Origin of the sequence: Streptomyces angustmyceticus (assembly GCF_040701845.1) — a bacterium.
GTDB classification, from domain to species: domain Bacteria; phylum Actinomycetota; class Actinomycetes; order Streptomycetales; family Streptomycetaceae; genus Streptomyces; species Streptomyces angustmyceticus_A.
On record NZ_JBFBHQ010000003.1, the window covers coordinates 381,047 to 404,855 of the forward strand.

General features: G+C 70.6%; 23 protein-coding genes. 13 read left to right on the forward strand and 10 right to left on the reverse strand.

Annotated features, from left to right (window positions below; genetic code table 11):
• Nucleotides 1-422 precede the first annotated feature (422 nt).
• Nucleotides 423-1,880 carry a replicative DNA helicase gene (gene dnaB, locus AB0411_RS09080; protein WP_190842458.1) on the forward strand — a complete coding sequence of 486 codons (1,458 nt, stop codon included), beginning with the start codon at nucleotides 423-425 and terminating at the stop codon, nucleotides 1,878-1,880.
• A 240-nt stretch (nucleotides 1,881-2,120) separates the two neighbouring features.
• Here dnaB and AB0411_RS09090 read toward each other — a convergent pair whose 3' ends face one another.
• Entirely contained in the window at nucleotides 2,121-3,086 is a 966-nt protein-coding gene (locus tag AB0411_RS09090) for an NADP-dependent oxidoreductase (RefSeq protein WP_366416604.1), read from the reverse strand.
• Nucleotides 3,087-3,231: 145 nt separating this feature from the next.
• Between AB0411_RS09090 and AB0411_RS09095 the strand changes: the two genes are divergently transcribed.
• From AB0411_RS09095 to AB0411_RS09110, 4 genes are all read left to right on the forward strand, one after another.
• Nucleotides 3,232-4,206 carry a GlxA family transcriptional regulator gene (locus AB0411_RS09095; protein WP_366416605.1) on the forward strand — a complete coding sequence of 325 codons (975 nt, stop codon included), beginning with the start codon at nucleotides 3,232-3,234 and terminating at the stop codon, nucleotides 4,204-4,206.
• Nucleotides 4,207-4,417: 211 nt separating this feature from the next.
• Entirely contained in the window at nucleotides 4,418-5,866 is a 1,449-nt protein-coding gene (locus AB0411_RS09100; RefSeq protein WP_366416606.1) for a serine hydrolase domain-containing protein, read from the forward strand.
• A 101-nt stretch (nucleotides 5,867-5,967) separates the two neighbouring features.
• Nucleotides 5,968-7,104 (forward strand): pyridoxal-phosphate-dependent aminotransferase family protein, encoded by a 1,137-nt coding sequence (locus AB0411_RS09105; RefSeq protein WP_437041611.1) that lies wholly within the window; start codon nucleotides 5,968-5,970, stop codon nucleotides 7,102-7,104.
• Nucleotides 7,105-7,663: 559 nt separating this feature from the next.
• Nucleotides 7,664-8,410: a TetR/AcrR family transcriptional regulator gene (locus tag AB0411_RS09110; protein ID WP_366416608.1), complete on the forward strand. Its 747-nt coding sequence runs from the start codon at nucleotides 7,664-7,666 to the stop codon at nucleotides 8,408-8,410.
• Nucleotides 8,411-8,441: 31 nt separating this feature from the next.
• Here the strand turns inward: AB0411_RS09110 and AB0411_RS09115 are convergent, their stop codons facing one another.
• Entirely contained in the window at nucleotides 8,442-8,894 is a 453-nt protein-coding gene (locus tag AB0411_RS09115) for a GNAT family N-acetyltransferase (protein WP_366416609.1), read from the reverse strand.
• Nucleotides 8,895-8,984: 90 nt separating this feature from the next.
• Complete coding sequence (locus AB0411_RS09120) at nucleotides 8,985-9,521, reverse strand: MarR family winged helix-turn-helix transcriptional regulator (protein WP_366416610.1); 537 nt, start codon at nucleotides 9,519-9,521, stop codon at nucleotides 8,985-8,987.
• A 145-nt stretch (nucleotides 9,522-9,666) separates the two neighbouring features.
• Between AB0411_RS09120 and AB0411_RS09125 the strand changes: the two genes are divergently transcribed.
• Nucleotides 9,667-10,887, forward strand: coding sequence for an MFS transporter (locus AB0411_RS09125; RefSeq protein WP_366416611.1), 1,221 nt, complete (start codon nucleotides 9,667-9,669; stop codon nucleotides 10,885-10,887).
• Nucleotides 10,888-11,050: 163 nt separating this feature from the next.
• Nucleotides 11,051-11,497, forward strand: a complete 447-nt coding sequence (locus tag AB0411_RS09130) for a GlcG/HbpS family heme-binding protein (RefSeq protein WP_366416612.1) — start codon at nucleotides 11,051-11,053, stop codon at nucleotides 11,495-11,497.
• A gap of 36 nt (nucleotides 11,498-11,533) precedes the next feature.
• Here the strand turns inward: AB0411_RS09130 and AB0411_RS09135 are convergent, their stop codons facing one another.
• On the reverse strand, nucleotides 11,534-12,091 hold the full coding sequence (locus AB0411_RS09135) for a DUF2269 domain-containing protein (protein WP_366416613.1): 558 nt from the start codon (nucleotides 12,089-12,091) through the stop codon (nucleotides 11,534-11,536).
• Between the two features lie 240 nt (nucleotides 12,092-12,331).
• On the opposite strand from AB0411_RS09135, the gene AB0411_RS09140 reads away from it, so the two are divergent.
• The 3 genes from AB0411_RS09140 to AB0411_RS09150 all read left to right on the forward strand — a co-directional run bounded on the left by AB0411_RS09140 (nucleotide 12,332) and on the right by AB0411_RS09150 (nucleotide 16,292).
• Complete coding sequence (locus tag AB0411_RS09140) at nucleotides 12,332-12,967, forward strand: HAD family hydrolase (protein ID WP_366416614.1); 636 nt, start codon at nucleotides 12,332-12,334, stop codon at nucleotides 12,965-12,967.
• Between the two features lie 450 nt (nucleotides 12,968-13,417).
• The gene (locus tag AB0411_RS09145) at nucleotides 13,418-15,301 is read left to right on the forward strand and encodes a globin domain-containing protein (protein WP_366416615.1); all 1,884 of its coding nucleotides are present in this window, start codon (nucleotides 13,418-13,420) and stop codon (nucleotides 15,299-15,301) included.
• 49 nt (nucleotides 15,302-15,350) lie between these two features.
• Complete coding sequence (locus AB0411_RS09150; protein WP_366416616.1) at nucleotides 15,351-16,292, forward strand: pyridoxamine 5'-phosphate oxidase family protein; 942 nt, start codon at nucleotides 15,351-15,353, stop codon at nucleotides 16,290-16,292.
• Nucleotides 16,293-16,331: 39 nt separating this feature from the next.
• Here AB0411_RS09150 and AB0411_RS09155 read toward each other — a convergent pair whose 3' ends face one another.
• From AB0411_RS09155 to AB0411_RS09175, 5 genes are all read right to left on the reverse strand, one after another.
• Nucleotides 16,332-16,811: an NUDIX hydrolase gene (locus AB0411_RS09155; RefSeq protein WP_366416617.1), complete on the reverse strand. Its 480-nt coding sequence runs from the start codon at nucleotides 16,809-16,811 to the stop codon at nucleotides 16,332-16,334.
• A gap of 48 nt (nucleotides 16,812-16,859) precedes the next feature.
• Nucleotides 16,860-17,756, reverse strand: coding sequence for a LysR family transcriptional regulator (locus tag AB0411_RS09160; protein ID WP_366416618.1), 897 nt, complete (start codon nucleotides 17,754-17,756; stop codon nucleotides 16,860-16,862).
• Nucleotides 17,757-18,061: 305 nt separating this feature from the next.
• On the reverse strand, nucleotides 18,062-19,189 hold the full coding sequence (locus AB0411_RS09165; RefSeq protein WP_366416619.1) for a cystathionine gamma-lyase: 1,128 nt from the start codon (nucleotides 19,187-19,189) through the stop codon (nucleotides 18,062-18,064).
• Entirely contained in the window at nucleotides 19,186-19,788 is a 603-nt protein-coding gene (locus tag AB0411_RS09170; RefSeq protein ID WP_366416620.1) for a low molecular weight protein-tyrosine-phosphatase, read from the reverse strand. Before AB0411_RS09170 ends, AB0411_RS09165 begins: the two co-directional genes overlap by 4 nt.
• A 2-nt stretch (nucleotides 19,789-19,790) precedes the next feature.
• Nucleotides 19,791-20,168, reverse strand: coding sequence for a phage holin family protein (locus AB0411_RS09175; RefSeq protein ID WP_366416621.1), 378 nt, complete (start codon nucleotides 20,166-20,168; stop codon nucleotides 19,791-19,793).
• A 49-nt stretch (nucleotides 20,169-20,217) separates the two neighbouring features.
• Here AB0411_RS09175 and AB0411_RS09180 point away from each other — a divergent pair, with 49 nt between their 5' ends.
• The 3 genes from AB0411_RS09180 to AB0411_RS09190 all read left to right on the forward strand — a co-directional run bounded on the left by AB0411_RS09180 (nucleotide 20,218) and on the right by AB0411_RS09190 (nucleotide 22,166).
• A complete protein-coding gene (locus tag AB0411_RS09180) occupies nucleotides 20,218-20,535 on the forward strand; it encodes a cupin domain-containing protein (protein ID WP_366416622.1) in 318 nt (105 codons plus the stop codon).
• A 227-nt stretch (nucleotides 20,536-20,762) separates the two neighbouring features.
• Entirely contained in the window at nucleotides 20,763-20,987 is a 225-nt protein-coding gene (locus AB0411_RS09185; protein ID WP_366416623.1) for a DUF5326 family protein, read from the forward strand.
• A gap of 756 nt (nucleotides 20,988-21,743) precedes the next feature.
• Nucleotides 21,744-22,166 carry an SsgA family sporulation/cell division regulator gene (locus AB0411_RS09190; protein ID WP_366416624.1) on the forward strand — a complete coding sequence of 141 codons (423 nt, stop codon included), beginning with the start codon at nucleotides 21,744-21,746 and terminating at the stop codon, nucleotides 22,164-22,166.
• A gap of 210 nt (nucleotides 22,167-22,376) precedes the next feature.
• On the opposite strand, the gene AB0411_RS09195 is transcribed toward AB0411_RS09190, so the two are convergent.
• Nucleotides 22,377-23,783 carry a YibE/F family protein gene (locus tag AB0411_RS09195; RefSeq protein WP_366416625.1) on the reverse strand — a complete coding sequence of 469 codons (1,407 nt, stop codon included), beginning with the start codon at nucleotides 23,781-23,783 and terminating at the stop codon, nucleotides 22,377-22,379.
• Between the last annotated feature and the right edge of the window lie 26 nt (nucleotides 23,784-23,809).

Genomic DNA, 23,809 nt, shown 5'->3' on the forward strand with positions numbered 1-23,809 from the left:
TTTCCGCTGTGTGGAGGTACCTCCCCTGTGCCGTTTGTCGTGATCTTGAGCCCTGGGCGGAAGTTTTTCTTCCCCACAGCCTATGGATGACAAAGGTGCAGGTCAGGGGTGTGTGGACAGGGTGATTGTGTGCTTGTCCACAGAAGTTTCCCCCGTGCCGTGCACAGGATCCGGGGACTTCTCCACAGCTGAAGGGCAGTCATCCACATGGCCTGTGGATAACCAGATTGGCGGACGGTGCCCACGGGCCTACCGTGGTCCGGCACCCGCCGCCTGTTCCGGCTTGAGAAATCGTCCGAACTCGACGCGCCGTAACCGGAGTCGGGCGTCTCGATTGTCAGAGCTGTGCCGTAAGAAAGAACAGCACAGCAAGGTCCGCGCCGCGGACGGGAGGAGGTGCCGGGGTGAGCATTCCCGAGCCCATGGAAGACCCCTGGGCGGACTCCGGTCCCAGCGACCTGCTGCCGGCCGCCCGCTCCCGGCGGGGCGAGGGCAAGGGACGCGGCCGCGGCGACCGGCAGGACCGCGACGACGACGGCGGCTCCTGGACCGGTGGCTTCGAGCGGGTTCCCCCGCAGGACCTGGACGCCGAGCAGTCCGTGCTCGGCGGCATGCTGCTGTCCAAGGACGCGATCGCGGACGTCGTCGAGGTCCTCAAGGGCGAGGATTTCTACCGCCCCGCCCATGAGCTGGTCTACCAGGCGATCCTCGACCTGTACGCCAAGGGCGAGCCGGCCGACCCGATCACCATCGCCGCGGAGCTCACCAAGCGCGGCGAGATCGCCAGGGTCGGCGGCGCCTCGTATCTGCACACCCTCGTCCAGTCCGTACCGACCGCGGCGAACGCCGAGTACTACGCCGAGATCGTCCATGAGCGTGCGGTGCTGCGCCGGCTGGTCGAGGCCGGGACCCGCATCACGCAGATGGGATACGCCGCGGACGGCGACGTGGACGAGATCGTCAACAGCGCCCAGGCGGAGATCTACGCCGTTACCGAGCAGCGGACCAGTGAGGACTACCTTCCGCTCGGCGACATCATGGAAGGCGCCCTCGACGAGATCGAGGCGATCGGCTCGCGCCAGGGCCAGATGACGGGTGTGCCGACGGGCTTCACCGACCTGGATTCCCTGACGAACGGCCTGCACCCCGGCCAGATGATCGTGATCGCGGCCCGTCCCGCCATGGGTAAGTCGACCCTTGCGCTGGACTTCGCGCGGGCCTGCTCGATCAAGAGCAATCTGCCGAGCGTGATCTTCTCGCTGGAAATGGGACGCAACGAGATCGCCATGCGTCTGCTGTCCGCCGAGGCACGGGTCGCGCTGCACCACATGCGCTCCGGCAGCATGACGGACGAGGACTGGACACGGCTGGCGCGCCGGATGCCGGATGTCTCCGCCGCGCCGCTGTACATCGACGACTCGCCGAACCTGTCGATGATGGAGATCCGCGCCAAGTGCCGCCGGCTCAAGCAGCGCAACGAACTGAAACTGGTGGTCATCGACTACCTCCAGCTGATGCAGTCCGGCGGCTCGAAGCGGGCCGAGAGCCGCCAGCAGGAGGTCTCGGACATGTCCCGTAACCTCAAGCTGCTGGCGAAGGAGCTGGAGCTCCCGGTCATCGCGCTCTCCCAGCTGAACCGTGGCCCCGAGCAGCGCACGGACAAGAAGCCGATGGTCTCCGACCTCCGTGAATCCGGCTCGATCGAGCAGGACGCCGACATGGTCATCCTGCTGCACCGCGAGGACGCCTATGAGAAGGAGTCCCCGCGCGCCGGCGAGGCCGACCTGATCGTGGCGAAGCACCGTAACGGCCCCACGGCGACGATCACGGTCGCTTTCCAGGGCCACTACTCGCGCTTTGTGGACATGGCGCAGACGTAGGCGGAGCCGCGGGCCCCGCCTCTCGCACCTGGCGGGCCCTGCCCGAGCCGTGCGCGCGAGGAGTTCCAGCGGGAATTGAGCCCCTGTGCGACGGCTTGCCCGGGGGCTCGATAGGCCCGCGGCCCACGCCTGGGACATCCGAGGAGCCCAGGCGGTGGGCATGCGAACCGTGCAGCGACCGGGCGGGGACGTCCCGGCGCCTGGCGGAGGGACGGCCGGGCGCGGCCGCGGCCGGCACCGTCAGGGTGCGACGGACAGGACGATCTTGCCGGTGGTGCGGCCGGTCTCGCCGAGGGCGTGCGCCTTTGCGGCCTCCTCGAGAGGCAGCACGGTGTCGACGTTGACCTGCAGCTTTCCGCTGTTCACCAGGTCGGCGACGGCGCGCAGTCCGGTCTGGTCGGGCTCGACGAGCATGAACCCCGCACGGATCCCTGCCTCGCGCGCCTGCGCGGCCGGGAAGGAGTCGTCCAGCGGCAGGATCGACACCAGCGTGCCACCGGGGCGCAGGGTGCGCAGCGAGCGGGCGCCGTAGTCGCCCCTGATGGTGTCGAGGACGACGTCGATGTCGCGCACCGTCTCCGCGAAGTCCTGCGCGGTGTAGTCCACGAGTTCGTCGGCGCCCAGGCCGCGCAGGAAGTCGTGCTTGGCCTGCCGCGCGGTGCCGATGACGTAGGCGCCGCGGGACTTGGCGATCTGCACGGCCAGGTGGCCGACTCCGCCCGCCGCGGCGTGGATCAGCACCCGCGCGCCCGGCTGGACGTTCGCGGTGTCGACCAGGGCCTGCCAGGCAGTCAGCGACGCCAGCGGGAGAGCGGCACCCTGAAGGTGGTCCAGGCCCGCCGGGAGGGGCGCGAAGTGGCGCGCCGGGGCGGTGACGTACTCCGCGTAGGCCCCGGCGGGGTGCGGGAAGCGGGGCATGCCGAAGACCTTGTCGCCCGGCGCGAACACGGTCACCCCGGGCCCGACCTCCTCGACCACGCCGGACACGTCGAAGCCCAGGGTGAACGGCGTCTCGGCGCCGGTGAGGAACGCGCCCTCGGTACGGGTCTTCCAGTCCGTCGGATTGACGCCCGCGGCGTGCACCCGGACCAGGATCTCCGTCGGGCCCGGTACCGGCCGGTCAGTGGTGATCATCTTCAGGACGTCGGGTCCTCCGGCGGTGTCCTGGCTGACGGCGCGCATCTGCGGGATCCGGGTCTCGGGCATGGGGTCTCCTTGGTACTGGTGCCTACGGCGATGGCCGGGCGTTCCGCGCCGCTGGGCGGCCGGGTTTTCCGGGGTGCTGTCAGCTTTGCGCGGCCGGCGGGGGCGCAGCGGTGTCCTGATGGCCAACGTTTGAAAGAATCGGGTCATGCATCGCGTTGGAGTTCTTGCCCTGGACGGCGTCGTCCCCTTCGAGCTCGGCATCCCCGCGCGCATCTTCGGCGCCGCGCACAGCGCCGACGGTGAGCCCCTCTACACCGTGGTGACCTGCAGTCCGGACGGGCGCCCGGTGCGCGCCGAGGCCGACTACGACATCGCGGTCGCCGAGGACGCCTCCGTGCTCGCGAGTGTGGACACCGTCGTCATTCCGCCCTCCCACGCGCTGGCCACCATCGCCGAGGACGGCCGGCTGCCCGAGGAACTGCGCAAGGTGCTGGAGTACGTACGGCCCGGCACCCGCATGGTGGCGATCTGCACCGGCGCGTTCGTCCTGGCCGCCGCCGGGTTGCTCGACCACCGACCGGCCACCACGCACTGGAAGGAGGCCCTGCAGCTGCAGCGCCTCTTCACCACGGTCCGCGTCGACCCCAATGTGCTCTTCGTCGACGACGGTGACGTCCTCACGTCCGCGGGAGCAGCTGCCGGTGTGGATCTGTGTGTGCACCTCGTGCGCCGGGACCACGGCAGCGCTGTCGCCAACGAAGTGGCCCGCACGTGTGTGGTGCCGCCCTGGCGCGACGGCGGTCAGGCCCAGTTCATCCGGCTGCCCGTCCCCGAGCCCTCGGCGGGCGGCACCGCGGCCACCCGCGCCTGGGCCCTGGAGCGTCTCGGCGAGCCGCTCACCCTGAACGCCCTCGCCGCCCACGCCCAGGTCAGCGTGCGCACCCTCACCCGGCGTTTCCGCGACGAGGTCGGCATGAGCCCCGGTCAGTGGCTGGCCGGCCAGCGCATCGAACGCGCCCGGCACCTGCTGGAGACCACGGACTGGTCCATCGACCTCGTCGCCCATCACGCCGGCTTCGGCACCGGCACCTCCCTGCGCCAGCATCTGCACGGTGCGGTGGGGGTGTCACCGCAGACGTACCGGCGGACGTTCCGGAGCGCTGCGGCGCTGACCGCCTGAGGATGCGCCGGGCGGGCGGTCCGGTCGGCTGAAGGGGATCGGGTTGGCGGGCCCGTTCGGTGGCTCGGAACGGGGAGAGCCGTTCGGCGTGCGGGGCGTTGGTTGCCACCGGATGAGCAGACCGAACTCTGCGCGGCGATCGGCGCAGCAACTCTGCGGTGATGCGGCGAGGATAGGGCCCGGCCGAACGGATCCGCTGCTGAGGAGCGCCATGACCATCGGAGAGTCCACGCAGTCCCACGAGCCGGGGGCGGCGGACCCTCTGCCGCAGGTGGCCGCCACGCCCGAGGAGTTCGCGGAACTGCTGCCCCAGACACGGCGGGCGTTGCTGCGCCGGCTGGCGGTCGGGCAGGCCGAGGGGCGGGCGCCCTCCATGACGGGGGCGGTCGTCCGCGCCCGGCGGACGGTGTGGACGGCCGGCCGCGGCTCAGTGGAGGGGGAGGCGCCGCACAGTGATGTGCAGTACCGGATCGGTTCGCTGACCAAGACCTTTGTCGCCGTGCTGGTCATGCGGCTGCGGGACGAGGGGCTGCTGGACCTGGCGGACCCCGTCGGCAGGCATCTGGACGGGACCCCGGTGCCGGACGCGACGATCGCTCAACTGCTCGCGCACAGTTCGGGGCTGGCGGCCGAGGCACGGGGCCCGTGGTGGGAGCGGACCGCGGGAGCGCTGCGCCCCGAGCCGGCCGACCTCTTCGGCGAGCGGCCGCAGCGGCACCCCGCCGGACGGCGCCACCATTACTCCAACCCCGGCTATGCGCTGCTCGGCGCGCTGGTCGAACGGCTGCGAGGCGGGACCCCGTGGGACGAGGTGCTGCGCAACGAGGTCCTGGAATTCCTGGGCATGAGACGTACGACGCTGGGGCCGGCGGAACCGCACGCGCGCGGCTGGGCGGTCCATCCGTGGGCCGACGCCGTGCTGCCCGAGCCGGCCGAGGACACCGGGTTGATGGGCCCGGCGGGGCAGTTGTGGTCGACGCTCGACGACCTGTGCCGGTGGGCGGCGTTTCTCCTGCGGGGCGACGGGCGGGTGCTCGGGGCGGCGAGCCTGGCCGAGATGCGGACACCGGCCGTACCGCCGGAGGGGAACGCATGGGACGCGGGGTACGGACTGGGGATGCAGCTCGTACGACGTGAAGGACGGCTGCTGGCCGGGCACGTCGGCTCGATGCCCGGTTTTCTGGCGGCGCTGTGGACCGATCCCGAGGAGGACGTGGCCGGGGTCGTGCTCGCCAACTGCACCTCGGGCCCGGCGGTCGCGGCCCTCGCCGCCGACCTGACCACGCTCGTGAGCGAACACGAGCCCCGGATCCCCGAGCCCTGGCGTCCGCTGCCCGGGCCACTGGATCCCGAACTGCTGGCGCTGACCGGGCCCTGGTACTGGGGCGCGAACCCGCACGTACTGAGGCTGCGGGCCGGCCGGGAGCTGGAACTCACGCCGCTGTCCGGGACGGGGCGGCTCTCGCGGTTCCGGGCCGAGACGGACGGCACCTGGACGGGGCTGGACGGCTATTACGCAGGCGAGACGCTGCGCGTGGTGCGGGAGCGGGACGGTTCGGTCAGCCACCTGGACCTCGGCACCTTCGTGTTCACCCGCGGTCCCTACGCGCCGTCGGAACCGGTGCCCGGTGGGGTGGATCCGGAGGGTTGGCGGGTGTGAGGCCCGTACGGCGGGCGTCCGGAGAGCGGACGTACAGTCGGACCAGATGTCAGGAGCCGCGCCGAGTCGGCTCGCTACCGCTGGAAGGCCCTGTGACTGCCGTGTCTGACTCGACCGCGAACGCCGCCGCCCCGGATCTGCTCGACCTGCCGCCGCTCACCGCGGCCCACTTCGCGCGGATCGAGGACAAGGTCGCCGCCCTGATGCGCACGCGCTGCGACGTGGTGGCGATGCAGGGCGAGGCACTGCTGCCCCTGGAGGCCTGCATCCGCTCGGCGGTGCGGCCCGGCAGCACCGCGCTCAACATCATCACCGGGCCGTACGGCGAGACGTTCGGCGGCTGGCTGCGGTCCTGCGGAGCCGAGGTCGTCACCCTCACCGCGCCGTTCACGGGTGCGGTCGACCCGCGCCAGGTGGCGGAGGCCCTGCGGGAGCACCCCGAGATCGACTTTGTGAGCCTGGTGCATGCGGAGGCGGCCACCGGCAACACCAACCCCGTCGCGGAGATCGGCGCGGTGGTGCGGGAGCACGGCGCGCTGCTGATGCTGGACGCGGTCGCCTCGGTGGGCGCCGAGCCGCTGCTCACCGACGAGTGGGGCGTGGACCTGTGCGTGATCGGCGGGCAGAAGGCGATGGCGGGGCCGGCCGGGGTGTCGGCGGCGTCGGTCAGCGCCCGTGCGTGGGAGCGGATCGCCGCCAACGAGCAGGCCCCCCGCCGCTCCTATCTCTCGCTGCTGGACTGGAAGGAACGCTGGATCGACGGCGGCCGCGCGGCACTGCCGCATGCCCCGGCGCAGCTGGAGATGCTCGCGCTGGAGCAGGCCGCGGACCGTATCGACACCGAGGGCCTGGAAGCCGTCATCACCCGCCACCGGGCAGCGGCCGCGGCGATCAGGGCCGGTGTGCAGGCACTGGGCGGGCTCACCCCGTACGTGGTGCGTGACGAAGACGCGGCGCCGGCCGCCACGACGCTCCGGGCACCGGAGGGAGTGGATGCCCGGGAGATCGTGGCCGCCGCGCTCGCGGTGGATGCAGCCGTACCGGTGCAGGCTGCGGCGGGTGCGCTGGCCGAAGAGATGATCCGGGTCAATCACTATGGCCGCGCCGCCGACCGGGCAGTGGTCACGGCCTCGCTGGCGGCGCTGGCGGGCGGACTGCGTGCGCTGGGTGCGTCCGTGGATGCCCCAAACGCGGCTCTGGCGGCGGGCGCGGCATGGGACGCCGTGGCTGCCGGCTGAGGAACATCGACGCCCAGTCATAGGGCGGCGGGCCGTGTGGGGTCGCGTTTCACGTGAAACGCGACCCCACACGCATGTCTGGAGGCGACGTCGTTTCACGTGAAACGGTCATGCGGCGGATGGGTTTTCGCGAGCGACTCGACGTCTCCAAACCCCTTTATTCGTAGGCAAGTTGACGTTGTCGGTGGAGGGGAGGACGCACGATGCGTACGTCCACGGCAGCAGCGTCGGCGACCTTGCGGCCGACGGTGATCCCGCCCGTCGCCTGTCAGGAATCGTCCGGTGGCATGCCCGGGGGCCCAGAGGCAGGCTGGATGGGGAAGGCGTCGTGGGCGCCGGCGCTCGTGGGTCCCCGGTACGGGAAGGCGCCACGGGCGGCAGCGTCGATGAGGCGCATGCTCGCGGCACCCCTCCTCCGGTCGGTCCGATTTTCCGGCCGACGCGTCGCCGGGGCATTTAACGATCTTGTTTGAAGCCTCCCATAGAATCGGAACGAGCGACCCGTTTGCTGTAGCGGTGCGCGCCTGGGGGGTGGCGACGTTTTTCAGGAGGTCCGGCGGTGCTCGAGGGTGATGTCACGCGCTTCCGCGCGGATGCGCGGCGCAACCGGGCGCTGGTGCTCCAGGCGGCTCGATTCGCCTTCGAGGAACAGGGGTTGGGCGTCCCGCTCGGGGAGATCGCGCGCCGTGCGGGCGTCGGTGCGGGAACCGTCTACCGCCACTTTCCTTCCAAGGAAGCCCTGTTCAGGGCGACGGTGGTGGAGCGGATCGAGCTTTTCACCGACACCGCAAGGGACTTGGCCGAGTCACCGGACCCTGGCCCGGTGTTCTTCCGTTTCCTCTCCTCCGTGGTGCGGCTCGCCTCGCGCAACAAGGCGTTGTGTGACGCGTTGGAGGCAGCCGGCGCGGGCCGTTTCGAGCCGTCGCCGGGGGTCGGCCAGGACTTCGACGACGCGCTGGAAGTCCTGCTCAGCAGGGCCCAAGAGGCGGGTGCCGTACGGCAGGACGTCGGGATAGCGGACCTCAGAGCCCTGCTGGTGGGCTGCCTCTCGATGGAACGGGCCAGAGCGGGAACCGGCACGGAGGCCGGGGACCAGGGCCGGATGACGGCGCTGATGTGCGATGCACTGCGGTCCCGGCAGGGCGTAACGAAACTCGACGATCTTCCCGGGAACCGTAACGGATCGCAGTGCGAGGTGTGCGGCGCGGCCCTCGCGACGGCGCGTACGGGCCGGCCCGCGCGTTATTGCGGTGGTGCGTGCCGGCAGAAGGCGCACCGGGTGCGGGGGCGGACGCGGCAGGGGTGAGCGGACGCGGCCGCACCGGCCGCCGTGTATGTCACAGCTGGAGCTTGAAGCCCAGGTGGGAGGCCTCGAAACCCAGGCGCTCGTAGAAGCGGTGGGCGTCGATGCGGGTCGCGTCCGAGGTGAGCTGCACCATCTGACAACCGAGAGTCCGGGATTCCGCGACCGCCCACTCGATGAGCAGGCTGCCGAGACCGCTGCCGCGTTCGTCGCTGTGGACCCGTACCCCCTCGATGATCGCGCGGGTGGCGCCGCGCCGGGACAGGCCGGGGATCACCGTGAGCTGGAGCGTGCCGACCGCCCGTCCCGCCCGGACGGCGACGATCTGGTGCTGTTGCGGGTCGGCGGCCAGCTTTTCGAACGCGGCGCGGTACGGAGCCAGGTCGTCCGGTGATTCGCGGGTGGCGCCCAACGGGTCGTCGGCGAGCATGGCGACGATGGCGGGCAGGTCGGCCTCGGTCGCGCGGCGTATCTCGATATCGCTCATGGGCGCGACCCTATGCCGAGTGATCGCAAGGGCGGCAGAGGCACCGTGCCGCCCCTTCGGCCATCGGCTCGTCCCTTCGTGCCGCCGATGTCACCGCGGCACGAGCGTCTCGACGGCGGTGACCAGCGGCGCCAGCTCGGGGCGCTGCGCGGCGTCCTGGAGAGCTTCGCTCAGCGCGCCGTCGTGGGTCGGCCGGGCCTCCACCAGGAGCGCGAGGCCCTCGGGCGTCACGTCGGTGTAGATACCGCGCCGGTCGGTCGGGCACAGGTAGCGCGAGAGCAGCCCCCGCTCCTCGAGCCGCGTGACCAGGCGGGTCGTGGCGCTCTGGCTGAGGACGACGGAGTCCGCGACCTGGTGCATCCGCAGATGGCCGCCGGGGCCGTCGTGCTGCTCGCTGAGCACATTGAGGACCGAGAACTCGCGAACGCTGAGGTCGTGCGCCTGCAGGGCGCGTTCGATGTGGGACTCGATGCGGCTGTGCAGCGCGGAGAGTGCGCACCAGCCCTGTGCCAGCCCGGGCGGCGGCGCCGGCGGGCAGCCGGGATCGGCCGGTGCGGCCGCCTGCGGTGCCTCCACCGCCTCCTGCGTGTCCCGCTTCTCCTGCATCTCCCGCGTCCGCTGCGTCATCGACGACCTCCTCATGGGCGCACCGCATGGGCGCACCACCCAGGATAGGGCACCTGCGAAATATCCCGCGCTTGCAATTAACCCGCGTCTGCAATTATTGTCTACGCTCGTAAGGGACGGGCGCAATGATCTGAAGGGATCCGTCATGCCTCTCGCACTCCTGGCTCTCGCCATCGGTGCCTTCGGGATCGGAACGACCGAGTTCGCGGTCATGGGCCTGCTGCCCGACATGGCGGCAGGCTTCGGCGTCACCATCCCGCTCGCCGGCTACGCGACCACCGTCTACGCCCTCGGCGTGGTCATCGGAGCGCCGTTGATGACCGCCGTCGGCACGCGCTTCACGCGCAAGCAGATGCTGATGCTGCTGATGGGCCTGTTCATCGCGGGCAACCTGCTCACGGCCGTCGCACCCAGCTTCTGGATCATGCTCGTCGGGCGGATCGTGGCCGCTTTCACGCACGGCGCGTTCTTCGGCATCGGTGCGCTCGTCGCTGCCGACCTCGTCGCGCCCCAGAAGCGCGCCACCGCCATATCCCTGATGTTCAGCGGCCTGACCATCGCGAATGTGGTGGGCGTACCGGCCGGCACCCTGCTCAGCCAGCAGTTCGACTGGCGCACCACCTTCTACGCCATCACCGCGCTCGGCGTGATCGGCCTGTTGGGCATCGTCAAGCTGGTCCCGGCGCAGCAGGCGAAGGCGGCCTCTCCGCTGGGCAGCGAACTCGCGGTGTTCCGCAACCCGCAGGTCGGCCTCGCGATGCTGATGACGGTCCTGGGCTTCGGCGGTGTCTTCGCAGCCGTCACCTACCTCGCCTCGATGATGACCGAGGTCACCGGCTTCGCGCCGTCCTCCGTGATCTGGCTGACGGCCGTCTTCGGCCTCGGCATGGTCGGCGGGAACCTGGTCTCCGGCCGCTTCACCGACCGCGCCATGATGCCGATGCTGTTCGTGTCGATGACCGGTCTGGCGCTGTCACTGGCCGCGTTCAACTTCACCGCGCACCACAAGACCGCCGCCATCGTCACCATCGCGCTGATCGGCATCTTCGGCTTCGCCACCGTTCCCCCGCTCCAGAAGCGGGTGATGGACCAGGCGGCCTCGGCGCCCACCCTCGCCTCGGCCGGCAATATCGCGGCCTTCAACTTCGGCAACGCGCTGGCCGCTTGGCTCGGCGGGATCGTCATCTCGGCCGGCCTCGGCTACACCGCGCCCAACTGGGTCGGTGCGTTGATGACCGCCGCGGCGCTGGCGGTGGCGATATTCGCCTCCGCTCTGGAGCGGCGCCAGACGGGCCGTGGCCGTGTGGTCGCCGCGGGCGGAGCCGCCACCACTGCCGACGAGCCCGTAGCGGCGGCGCACGGCTGACGTATCCGGCCGTACCGCACCCCCGGACAACCGGCGCCAGGCCCCTCACCGACCGACGCGTACCTACCAGCCACCACTCCACCCGCGCACCACGCGCCACGTACCTCCAGCACCACGCGCAGCCCGCACCACCAGCACCACTACGCCCCAAGGAAGAACCCTCATGAGCACCACCACCTCCGCCCCGACCGCCCCCGCTGTCCGGCCCCTCACCACGCGTGACGCCGAACTCCTCATCGACGCCGCCGTCCGTGCCGCCGAAGACCTCGACGTCCGGGGCAGCGTCACCGTTCTGGATGCGGGCGGTCAGCTGCTCGGCTTCCGGCGGGACGACGCGGCCGTGCTGATCTCGGGGGAGACCAGCACCCGCAAGGCGTACACGGCAGTGCAGCTCGACACCCCGACCGCCGACCTGGTCGAACTCGTACGGCCCGACGGCCTCTTCCACACCCTGCCCACGGCGTTGGACCGGCCGCTGCTCTTCCTCGCGGGCGGTGTGCCGCTGCACCGGGACGGCCGGCTGATCGGCGCACTCGGCTTCGGCGGCGGTGCCCCCGAACAGGACCACCGGATCGCCACGGCGGCAATAGCGGAGGTCGGCCTCGCCTGACGGGCGCCCGGCCTGACATCGCCCCGCCGCTGTCCGTTAGCCGAGGCCCGCGCCCTCGATGCCGTTCCTTCGTGCCCGGCCGGCGCGTGCCGTGGCCGACTGCGCCTCGCGCAGTCGGCTGCCGCGCTTGGTGGGACCCCACGGCTTGAGGACGGAGATCGCGGTGATGAAGAGGTAGGTGGCCGTGGCGACCGCCGGTGCGACGAGGAGACCTACCTCCGGGCGCGGGGTGCCCGCGGCGGCCTCGGCGGCGAGGCGGTTGATACCGGGCCGGAGTGAGAAGACCGACAACAGCACGGTGACGAGCGTCAGCCAGAATTTGGCATAGACCCAGCGGTACCGGGCCAGCCCCCAGGCGGTGCGCAGCGACAGCACCAGTCCGCTGACCAGGGAGGCCAGGGCGACGGGGAGAACCAGCCAGTCACCGAAGATCTTCATGGCCTGGTAGGCGACGCCGGCCATCTCGGGGGAGTCGGCCGTGTAGCCGGTGATGCTGAGCGCGAGCAGCCCGACGGTGAGGCCGAGCCAGCCGACGGAGACGGCGACATGAAGGACGAGGAGGGCCCGGCGGGCGGGCCGGCTGAGCTGCTGCATGGTGTCCACGGTCGCGTCCGGTGCCCCGCGGTACATCTGCCCGCGGGAGTATCCGCATGTACGCGGACGTGAGTAGGTCCCGACATGCGGCGCGGACCACCGCCCGCACTCCCACACCCAGGACAGGCAGTTCTACGAGCCCGGCCGCATCCTCTCCGGCCCCACCGGCGTGCGGACCGGATGCACCTCCCCGCGGTGCCGCCCTCGCCTGCCGCGATCGTGCCTCCTAGGCTCCGGGGCATGGGCAAGCTGCATCTGTTCGACATGGACGGGACCCTGCTCCATGGGTCCGCCGCCGCCATTGAGATCTCCCGGCAGCTCGGACTGGACCGGGAGATTGCCGAGTTGGAACGCGCATTTGCCGCGGGTGAACTGACTCCCCCGCAGTTCGCTCAACGCGCATGTGATCTCTGGGCCGCCGAGTTGACCGAACTCACGGTGGCCGCGGCATTTGACGGCGCGCCCTGGCTCGCCGGAATCCAGGAAGTCTGGGCGGATATCCGGGCGCGTGGTGAACGGTGCGCGGTGATTTCTCTCTCGCCGGGTTTCTTCGTCGAACGGCTGCTGGACTGGGGCGCCGACGCGACGCACGGTTCCCGCTGGCCCGCGTTGCCGATCCGGGAGGCGGTGGAGCCGGCCGGCATCCTCTCGTCGGCGGCGAAGGTACGGATCGCGGATGAACTCTGCGTGCAGTACGGGCTGACGCGGGCCGACTGTGTGGCGTACGGCGACTCCATGTCGGACACCGAACTGTTCGCGGCAGTACCGCAGTCCGTGGCCGTGAATGCCGATCACCATGTCAGTGGACTGGCCTCATATGTGTATGCGGGCAGGGATCTTCGCGAGGCATACGAACTGGTCCGTACTGGCGGGTAATTCCGAACTCCTCCGGCGGATTCGTCCGCTGTGGCGCTGAAAAGGAAGTCTGTGGGGAGGATCACTGTTATCGGAAGGCCCGTGCGGAGTGTTCCAAGATCAGGGCTTGTGGTTTTAACTACTGCCGGTATGGTCGAGTCCGGCTTGGCGGAGGTAGGGCTTCCGTGGGAGCGCGAGGGGTGGGCTCAAAGCTCGTCAGCCTAGCGGCGAAGCGGCCCTCAGGACCCGGACTTCCGACTATTTGTCCGATGTGATGAGCGGGAGTGGCATGCTGCTGACGCGGCATCTGCTCCGCATTGTCGCAAGGGAGTGAGATTTGTCCGCTTTGGAGGGTGTTGCCGGAGTCGCATGAGGCGATGAAGGGTTCGGGGGCAGGACGGGGGAATTCCGGGCAGTTCCGATCAACGGAAGTGCGAAGACAACCGAAAGACGTTCGAGGCGAGGCAGACCATGGACGCTCCGACCACCACGTCGGCCGATAACGGCTCTTCCGGCGGGAGCAGTGGCGATTGGGGTTGGTTCACTCCACCGGCGAAGAAGTCCTCCGGAGAACAGCAGGAGCAGCACCACAGCCAGGACCGGCAGCAGGACCACGACGGCCCGGCCGAACCGGGCGACGGGAGTGCCCACCACGACCGCGGCGACCGCAGAGACCACCACGAGTGGGACCAGAGAGAGGGGCGGAACGACCGGGAACCGATACCCAGCCGACCGGTCAACCCGATCCGTCCCGTAGGCACCGCCGCCGCGCGCGAGCGCGAGACGGAGCCGTCGCAGGCCCCGTCGCCGCCCTATGAAGCAGGCCGTCCGTCCGCGGCAGCCGGCTCCGCCGAACAGCAGCAGGCCCCGGCGGCCGCCTACTCCGAGCAGCCCGCCGCAGCCCCCGGCTATGCCGCCGCAGCGCCGCGCCGCGGGACCGAGCCCGCCTGGGGCGGTGCGTCACCCGCGCCCCGCCCGCCGGAGTGGGAGCGCGTATCGGCCCCGGGCCGGGAGCCCGAGCCCGTACACGAATCGGCGCGCGGCACGGGAGCGCCCGCGAGTGCCCCTGCCGGCACCGCGCCCGCCACGGAACCGGCTGCCCAGAGCCAGGGCCCCGCCCCCTCGGTCTTCACGCCCCAGGCGCGTCCCGCCGCCCCCGGTCCGGAGCCCACTCTCGACGCCCTGCAAGCCTCGGCCGCTTCCGCCACACCCGCCTCCCCCGACGCCGTTCTCATCCGTCGCACCATGGCGGAGATCGAGCCCGTGGCCGACAAGGTCACCTCGTACTTCTACGCGCTGCTCTTCGTGCAGTACCCCGACCTGCGAGCGCTGTTCCCCGCCGCGATGGACACCCAGCGCGACCGGCTGTTCAAGGCGTTGCTCACCGCCGCCCAGCACGTCGACGACGCCGAGGTGCTCACCGCCTACCTGGCGAACCTCGGCCGCGGGCACCGCAAGTACGGCACCCAGCCCGACCACTACCCGGCGGTCGGCGAATGCCTGCTCAACGCGCTCGCGCGCTATGCGACGTCCAGTTGGGGGCCGGAGACCCAGGCCGCATGGGTGCGGGCCTACACCGCGATCTCGCAGATCATGATCGATGCGGCAGCCGAGGACGAGGCCGTGGCCCCCGCCTGGTGGCAGGCCGAGGTCGTCTCGCACGAGCTGCGCACGCCCGATATCGCGGTGGTGCTGGTCCGCCCCGACCAGCCCTACCCGTTCCTCGCTGGCCAGTACGCCAGCGTGGAAACCCCCTGGTGGCCGCGGGTCTGGCGGCACTACTCCTTCGCCTCCGCGCCGCGCTCCGACGGCCTGCTCTCCTTCCACGTCAAGGCGGTCCCGGCCGGCTGGGTCTCCAACGCGATGGTCCACCGCGCCCGTCCCGGCGATGTCATCCGGCTCGGGGCCCCCGGCGGCTCGATGACCGTCGACCACAGCAAGCGCAGCGGTCTGCTGTGCGTCGGCGGCGGTACCGGCATCGCCCCGATCAAGGCACTGGTCGAGGATGTCGCGGAACACGGCGTCCGGCGCCCGGTCGAGGTGTTCTACGGCGCCCGCAGCGACCACGACCTCTACGACCTCGACACCATGCTGACCCTTGAACAGACCCACCCCTGGCTCTCCGTCCGCCCGGTCGTCGCCAACGGACCCGCGGCCCGCGGCGGAACGAGCAGCGAGACCGGTCAACTGCCGGACGCGGTCCGTCAGTACGGGCCGTTCCGGGAGTACGACGCCTATCTTTCCGGGCCGCCGGGGTTGATCCGCAGTGGTGTGGACGCTTTGGTGGGGGTCGGTATCCCGACCGAGCGCATACGGCACGACTCCGTGGAAGAGCTCGTCTCGGCAGGAGATTGAGATCTTGGCAGCGCAGGCCGGCAACGGCCCGACAGGGGAGGGGTGGGGCATGCCACGGCAAGAGCGCCCCGGGAGCGACGGCGAGCACCTGGTGCAGCAGCGGCTCGGTACGACCGAGCGCGCCGACCGCTTCTACGGGGACCAGGTACTGGACCATCTCAATGCCCGGATGCAGGAGTTCGTGGCCCGTCAGGAGATGTTCTTCCTGGCCACGGCCGACCGGCACGGCGAATGCGATGCGACGTTCCGGGCCGGCCCGCAGGGGTTCGTCCAGGTGCTCGACGCCCATACGCTGGCGTATCCGGAATACCGTGGCAACGGTGTCATGGCCTCCGTCGGCAACATCTCGGAGAACCCGCGTCTGGGCATCCTGATGATCGACTTCACGCGTGACCGCATCGGGCTGCACATCAACGGCCGCGCGCGGGTCGTCATGGACGAGGACATGCGGGCGCAGCACCCCGGTCTACCGGTCGACCCGGTCCCCGGCAGGCGTGCTCAGCTGTGGGTCACCGTCGAGGTCGAAGAGGCGTACATCCACTGCGCCAAGCACATTCCGCACCTGCAGAAGGTCCCGGCCCAGCAGCGCGGGGCGCGGGCCTGGGGCACCGACGACGTCAAGCGCAAGGGCGGCGACTTCTTCGGCGCGGCGGCGGAGGCGGGGCAGCGGCCGCCCTTCCGGCGCGCGGAGCGCGGGAACGAGCACCTCCGGGGCGGACTGCACGAGGACACGGACGACGCGGTGTACCAGGCCGCGGCCCCGGTGTACGGAGGCGACCCGGCGTACGGTGCGGGCCCGGCCCCTGCCGCGCCGGCCGGTCCCGCGTACTCCGGCGCGCCTCGCGTTCCGCGCCGGGACGATTTCGTGGAGGAGCTGAACGCGGAGTTCCTCGACCGGGTCGAGCGGGTGCTCGCCCGCGCCCGGCCCCGCCGTCCCGCCGAGGACGCTCCCGCGTTCCGCGGTTGGTTCGACGACCGGCGCGACGGCTGACCCGGCGCCCGCCGCAGGGGCGGGCCCGCGGAAGCCCGCTCAGCCCAGGTCAGGGGCGTGCATGGCCCACACGCCCTCGATGTTGCCGTCCAGATAGTGCCGCAGGGACAGCGGCACGACCTCGACCGAGGCGATGCCGACGCGGTTGAAGGGCACCCGCACGATCTCGTACTCCCCGCAGGGTTCCTCGACCTCGGGTCCGTGCCGGCGCGAGACGTCCATCGAGTCGAGCCGGCAGACGAAGAAGTGCTGGACCTTCACGCCGTCCACCCCGCCGTCGCTGAAGTGCTCGACGGTGTCGACGAAGACCGGCACCACGTCCTTGATCTTCGCGCCCAGCTCTTCGTCCAGCTCACGGTGGAGGGCGTCGATGACGGTGGCGTCCTCGGGCTCCACGCCGCCGCCGGGAGTGATCCAGTACGGGGCCCGCCCCGGTTTGGTGCGCTTGATCAGAACGAGGTCCGCGCCGTCGAGCAAAATCGCGCGGGCGGTGCGTTTGACGACTGGCCGTACGTTCATAGGGGACAGATGCCGCAGTCATGGCCCGGTGAAACCCACGCCTCTCGGTCACCAGTCGACAGCGGTTCGCAACAGCCACTCGTGCGCCCGGGCGATGTGCGGCAGGCCGAGCGTCCCGGTCCGGACGGCCAGGAAGTACGTCCGCAGCGGGGGCATCGGCGGGTCGAGCAGGGCCACCACGTCGCCGTTGTCGAGCGCCTCGGCGCACAGATAGCGGGGCAGCACGGCGAGCCCCGCCCCGGCTGTCACGCACGACAGCACGGCCCGGAGATCGGCGGCGATCACGGCGGCGGAGGCGGCGGGCTTGGCGTCGAAGACCGCGGACCAGTAGCGGGCGATCAGCGGCAGGCTTTCATGGACCTCGACGAGCGGTACGGGGTCCAGCACGCGGACTCCCCGGGCCTGCAGCACGGTGCTGCCGCCCAGCTCGGCGGCCCAGTGCGGTGCGGCGATCAGGACATGTTCCTCGTCGCAGAGCGTGGTGGCGGTGAGCAGCCCGCCGCGCGGGCGGGTGGTGGTGACGGCCAGATCGTGGTGGCCGGCTGCCAGGCCGCTCAGCAGCTCCTCCGCGGGGCCGAAGGCGGTGCGTATGGACAGGCCCTGGGCGACCAGCGGGGTCAGCGCCGGGAGCGCGCGCTCGGCGAGGAACTCCGGTGGCCCCGCGAGGTGGAGAGTGCGGGTGACGGAGTCCCGGTCCTGGTCGGCCTGTGTGATCTCGGTGAGCGCGTCCAGGTGGGGTGCCACTTTGTGGGCGAGTTCATCGCCGATGGTGGTGGGGGTGACGCCACGGGCGCAGCGGAGGAAGAGGGGGCGGCCCAACTGGCGTTCCAGCGCCCGGATCTGGCTGGTCACCGCGGGCTGGGAGAGGCCGAGTAAGGCCGCGGCGCGGGTGAAGGAGCCGGCTCGGTGCACGGTGACGAAGGTGCGCAGCAGAGCCAGATCCATCGCGTACCCCCTGCGCCTCTCGGAAGCCTGGTCGCCAGCCAACTATAAATTTGTCGATAGGGCTGTGTCGCTGGCGTGATTGGACAATGACGCTCAGTCAACTAGCCTTGTTCGAGCGGTTCGTTTCACGTGGAACATCGAGTTTCACGTGAAACGCGTGGACTCGGGGCCATGGGGAACCGCAGGCCGGCAGGGCGACGAGGGGGGATGCCCTGCCGGCCCATTAGTCGCTTCCGACGTCTCGGGCTGGGGTACGCGCCGCTTGTTCGACCCGGCCCCCGCTTCGGTGCAGCCCGGCCGTCCGGTCAGATCTGTGCGGCCACGTCCAGGGCCCGGATGACATCCGCGACCAGATCCTCCGGCTCCTCGATGCCGACGGAGAAGCGGATGAAGCCCTCCGGCACGGCGTCGCCGCCCCAGCGGGCACGTCGCTCGGCGCTGGACCGTACGCCTCCAAAGCTCGTCGCGTCGTCCACCAGGGTGAGAGCGGCCAGGAACCGCTCTGCGTGGGCCTTGTCGGGCAGAGCGAAGGACACCACGGAGCCGAAGCGGCCCGGGCGCATCTGCCGGGTGGCGAGCTCATGGGACGGGTCGGTCGGGAGGCCCGGGTGGCGCAGGCCGGTGACCTCGGAGCGGTCGGCCAGCGCCGCAGCCAGGGCCCTCGCACCCTCCGACTGCTGGCGGACCCGCAACGCGAGAGTGGCGAGCGAACGGTGCGCGAGCCAGCTCTCCATCGGGCCGGGGATCGCCCCCACCGTCTTGCGCCACAGCCGTACGGAATCGGCCAGCGCGGCATCCCGGGTGCTGGCGTACCCCAGGAGCACGTCGCCATGGCCGGTCAGCGCCTTGGTGCCGCTGGCGACCGTGAAGTCCGCGCCGAGGTCGAGCGGCCGCTGCCCGAGGGGGGTGGCGAGGGTGTTGTCGACGGCCACCAATGTGCCGCGGCGGTGCGCTTCGTCGGCCAGCCGCCGGATGTCACAGACATCGAGGCCGGGATTGGAGGGCGTTTCGATCCACAGCAGCCGGGCGCCGTCCAGCACATCGAGCTGTGCGTCGTGCGCGGTCGGAGCCGTACGGACCTCGATGCCGTAGCTCTCCAGGCGGGTGCGGACGGCCGGCAGGAGCTGGTATCCGTCGCTGGGGAGCACCACGGCGTCGCCGGTGCGCAGCTGCGAGAACAGCACGGCGGTGATCGCGGCCATCCCGGAGGCGAAGGCGACGGTGTGGGCGCTTTCGTCCGGTGATTCGAGCTCGCCGATGGCCTGTTCCAGACGGGTCCAGGTCGGGTTGGCGTCACGGCCGTAGGTGTACGGGCCGACGGCATCGCCGGGGAGGTGGAAGTGCGCCGCGAACACCGGCCCCGGGAGGGCCGGCTCATAGGCCTCGGGCTCCGGAAGCCCGGCGCGCACGGCGCGGGTGCCGTCGGCGGTCATGCGCTCTCCTTCTCCCGCGGCTGGTGCGGGTCCTGTGATGCGTCGCGGGCGGTTGCCGGGGCGGTGATCGCGGCGCGAACGGCTGCCAGCAGGCCGTCGCTCGCCTCCTCGATCATCTCCAGGCACTCCTCGAAGCCGGCGGCATCGCCGTAGTACGGATCGGGCACGTCGAGGCCGTCGATGAGTCCGGGCCCGGACGTGAGGCCCGACCCCGGCCCCGCCCCGGCGTCGGCCGCCGGGCCCGTGCCGTACGAGCGCAGCAGACGGACCTTGGCGGCGTCCGCCGCGGTCGGGGCCAGACCGCGCAGCTCGCGCAGATGGCCGGAGTCGAGCGCGATGACCAGGTCGAGGTGGTCGAACCAGGAGGCGTGGAACTGCCGGGCGGAGTGGACGTGTCCGTAGCCGCCCGCGCGCAGCACGGCGACCGTACGCGGGTCGGCTCCGGCGCCCTCGTGCCAGCCGCCGGTCCCCGCGCTGTCGACCTCGACCAGACCGTCGAGCCCGTCCTCCGCGAGGCGGGCGCGGAAGACGGACTCCGCCATCGGCGACCGGCAGATGTTGCCGGTGCAGACGAAGCAGATGCGGAAGGGGGCGGTCAAGGTCAGTCCTCGTCGGGAAGGATCATGTGCATCGCCCAGGCGACGATGGAGATGATCACGCCGCCGAGCAGTGCCGTCCAGAAGCCGTCCACATGGAAGGCGAGATCGGCCTTCCCGGCGAGCCAGGAGGTCAGCAGCAGCATCAGCGCGTTCACGACCAGTGTGATCAGGCCGAGCGTGAGGATGAACAGGGGGAAGGAGAGCAGCTTCACCACGGGCTTGACCAGGAAATTGACCAGCCCGAAGATCAACGCGACGAGGATCAGGGTCAGTATTTTGCGGCCGGTGTTCTCACCGGTGAGCGTGATGTCCTTGAGCAGCCAGATGGCCACGGCAAGCGCCGCGGCGTTGGCGATCGTCTTGACCAGAAAATGCTTCATGGTGAGATCGTCGCAGACGAGTCTGAATCATCAGAGGGGTGCGATCGGCATGAAGGCTTTCAGACTGGACGAGCTGGAAGCGGAACGGGCCGCGAACGACGGTGCGTATCTGCAGTTCCTCCGGGAACGCAACATGTCGGTCGGGCTGTACGCGCTGGATGCCGGCAGCAGCGATCCGCAGCAGCCGCACGCCCAGGACGAGGTCTACCTCGTCGTCAGCGGCCGGGCGGCGATCACTGTCGGGACGGAGACGCAGTCGGTGGCGCGGGGCAGCGTGGTCTACGTGCCGGCCGGGGTGCCCCATAAGTTCCATCACATCAGCGAGGACCTCCGGGTGATGGTGGTCTTCTCTCCTCCTGAGAGCTAAGGGTCCAGCCCCGGAACCCGTAGGGGAAGGGTCAGGGAAGGGCCGGGGCTGCGAAGCCCCCACGGCCGCGGTCCGCGTCCTAGCATCGTGGGTGCAGGGGGAACCAGAGGCGTGAGGCGGCAGATGCGCCGCACGCGGACGGCGCCACCACCGCGACAACAGCGCAGCAGACGGACAGCGCGGTACGGACAGCGACAGCGTAAACAGACAGAAAGCAGGGCAGAGCAGTGGCTGGTAAGGGGATATTGGCAGGACTTCCGTGGTGGGTCACCTGGGTCGTGGTGCCCGTCGTCCTGATCGTGGTCTTCGGCGGACTGATCACCACTGCGCTCGGCTTCCTGATCAGCGTGCTGTTCAAGGTCCTCATAGCGGCAGCCCTGATCGCCGGAGTCATCTACCTCGTCCGCAGGTCCAGCGGCTCGTCGTCGTCCTCGTCGAAGAGCGACTGGTAGGCCAGGGCCTTCCGCCGGCCGGCCCCCGCGCCCCGCTGTGAGAGCGGACCCGGGGGTTCGGTGTTGGCAATCGTGAACGGCGAAACCGCCTCGCGTGCGGGGTGGCGTCCGGCCTGAAGTGCGAACGCCGCCGACGGCCCCGGGGGCGCCGAGCCGCCGGGGTGTGACGAGGGAGTCCGCGCAGCCGTCTACTTCGCCGTCTACCGGGAGGGTGAAGTCGAGGCGGCAGTGTCTGCCGACGGGCCGGTGGCGGCCGCCGGCGGAGGAGCAGGCTTGCTTCCGTGCCACCGTGCCCCGGCCGCGCGGTCGGCCAACGTCTGCGCGGCCAGTTCGACGACGCCCCGAGCGGAGATCGACTCGCGCGCCACACCCACCCGTTGATCCCGTTGATATCGCCCTTTTCCATGCGATCTGAGGACGAATTGCTGCACTGTTTGGATACGGTGCGTGGCAATCGCCGGCCTTTCGAGCGTCGGAAATATGCCCTGGGCACGGCGTGTACGACTTCCCCCGTCCAAGTGGAGGCGGGCGCCGCGGTGTCGGTGGTTTCCCTGCGGGTGGACGAACTGCGCCGATTGCGGTCCGTTACAGACCGGCTACGAAGAATGGCGGAGGCGACACTAACGACACTCGCTTTCTCTGTCAGTATCTGAAAACTCACTCCTTGTGATCTGCTGGTGCGTGGCAGACGATGGCGCCAATAGGGCTACGGGGATGTTTCCCGGCCATCTCCGATCAAGTGCGGGGCAGTGGTTGATGACCGACACAGTTCAGGCCGAAGTGATCATGAGCTTCGTCGTCTCGGAAGAGCTCGCGTTCCGGATTCCGGTGGAGCTGGACTTCGCCAGCGCCGATCCGTACGCCGTCCGCCTCACCTTCGATCTGCCCGGCGACGCGCCCGTCACCTGGGCGTTCGGTCGGGAGCTGCTGCTGGACGGGCTGAGCCGGCCCTCCGGTGAGGGCGACGTGCGTATCGAGCCGGCCTCCCCCGCGCACCTCAGCGACGTCTTCATCAGCCTTCAAGTCGGCTCCGAGCGTGCGCTGTTCCGGGTGAGCGCGGCGCCGCTGGTCGCCTTCCTGGACCGTACGGACCGGCTGGTGCCGCTGGGCAAGGAAGAGGTCTGCGACACCCTGGAGGCCGTACTCGACCAGATCCTCACGGAAGCGCCGGCCGGCTGACCCTGCCCCCCGGTCGGGCCCTCCGGCCGACGCCATGACGGGTACGCCGATCATCCCGCGTACCCGTGCACTCTGCCCTGCCCGTGCATCTCTGCCCGTGTGTCCCTCCCCGACCGGGCCGCCGGCCCGCCACCTCGCTCGTCCCCGTCCGCCGGCAGCTCTCGCGGTCGACCAGCCCGGCGTGCCGGAAGACGCCCGGTGTGCCCCACGTCACCGCTTACGGCGCCTGCCGCGTCCCCCGCGACGCCCCGGACGGCTCTCCGCGGTGCCGGTCGGCATGTCGGCGCCCACCCCGGCCATGGGCCCCGCCCCGGCTAGCTCCCCGGTAGCTGCCCCGCCGTCGCTCGCCGGTGTGCCCGGGACCTTCCGGTCCGCCGAGACGACCAGGGCTGCCAGCAACGTCGTCAGCGGCACCGCGGCGACCAGTCCGATGCTGCCCACCAGCGTGCGGATGATCTCCTCCGCGACCACCTCGCTCGTGGCGACCGTGCCGACACTGCTCTGTGCGATCGAGAACAGCAAAAGCAACGGCAGCGCGGCGCCCGCGTAGGCCAGTACCAGCGTGTTGACGACGGACGCGATGTGATCCCGGCCGATCCGCATCGCGGCGCCGTACAGCTTGCGCCAGCCGGCCGACGGGTTCGCCTCCTTGAGTTCCCACACCGCCGCGGTCTGGGTCACCGTCACATCGTCGAGCACACCCAGCGACCCGATGATGATCCCTGCGAGCAGCAGTCCGCGGATCTCGATGTCGGGGTAGAGCCCGTGCACCAGCCCGGTCGTGTCGTCCGTATTGCCGGTCAGCAGCGCCCAGTTGATGAACGCCGATCCGAGCAACCCGATCAGCAACAGCGAGGCGAGGGTGCCGAGGACGGCCACCGAGGTGCGGGCCGTCAGCCCATGGCACAGGTACAGCGCGATCAGCATGATCGCGCTTCCTCCGACCACCGCCACCACCAGCGGATTGGAGCCCTGCAGGATCGCCGGGAGGATGAACAGCGTCAGGACCACAAAGCTGGCCGCCAGCGCCACCAGCGCCAGCACTCCCCGCAGCCGGCCGACGATCACTACCGCGAACGCGAAGATCGCGGCCAGTATCCACATCGGGAGCGTCCGGTCGACATCGCTCACCGCATACTGCAGCTCCTTCGGAGCCTTGGGGGAGTACGAGACCACCACGTCCTGGCCGGTGGTGTAGTGGCGCAGGGCGTCCGGCGTCACCACCGTCTGGAAGGTGCGCCCGGCGTTCTTTCCCGTGGTGACTTTGATCGTCGTCTGTTGACAGGGCTTGCCCTTGTCCGCTCCCCCGGCCGGTGGCTGTCCGGTCGGGGAGGGCGGCTGGGGTTGCTGCTCGGCGTGAACATCAGCGCAGTTGACCTCTGCCACCTTGATGACTCGGGCCCGCTCCGTGGGCTGGTCGAAGCCGACGCCGGACGGCTTGTGGGGTGGTGCGCCGCCCGGCCAGAGCACGACCAGGCCGACCGCCACCGCGGCCGCGAAGGGGATCAGCACTGCCGCGATGACCTTGCGCAGATGCCGGGAGACGGGCGCGGCCGGGCCATGGCCGTGCGCATGGGAGTGCGTGGCGGAATGGTGGTGGTGCTCGTGAGGGCTCACCGCCCGATCATCGCAAGAAGCTCGGG